This window comes from Acinetobacter sp. 102 (assembly GCF_037028485.1).
Classification (GTDB): domain Bacteria; phylum Pseudomonadota; class Gammaproteobacteria; order Pseudomonadales; family Moraxellaceae; genus Acinetobacter; species Acinetobacter higginsii.
Genome location: NZ_JAZEZK010000069.1, coordinates 1 through 470, shown reverse-complemented (window position 1 = coordinate 470; position 470 = coordinate 1). Strand labels below are relative to the sequence as shown.

The 470-nt window shown below is 37.7% G+C and carries 1 pseudogene; it reads left to right on the top strand.

From position 1 onward, the window contains the following. A pseudogene (locus WA352_RS21770) lies at positions 1–470 on the top strand (ThiF family adenylyltransferase); the annotation flags it as partial.

The window sequence follows — 470 nt, the reverse complement described above, 5'->3', positions numbered from 1 at the left end:
GGTGGTTCAGGAGTGCTGTGTCTAGAATATGGCCCAGATAATTGGAATACCAATATCAGTGGAGTGGATCTAGTTAGAAGTGCCCAGCTTCTTTTATTAACAGATGCAATGACTGTATTGGAGATGAATGTAGAACCTGTACCATCTAGGCATTCTGAAACAATAGGTCAAAAATTAAGAGGTGTTTCAGAAAGATTCATTGAAACACCTATGTTACGTCACATACTCTTGGGTAGTGATTCTGAGAAAATGGACTTTAAGATTGCCATCTCAAGCTTTCGAGACAAAACCGTTATTGTTCCAACAAATATTCAGAACAAATCTCTACCTGACATCGTACCATCATTTTCTAATGAAAGATTTGAATTGTCTGGATGGGCAATACGAATTGATTCTGTTCCTCAATTAAAGGAATCCGTAAATGACCGAGTTTCATTAGAATCCTTTTTAGGCAATTTATGGCCTGCTCA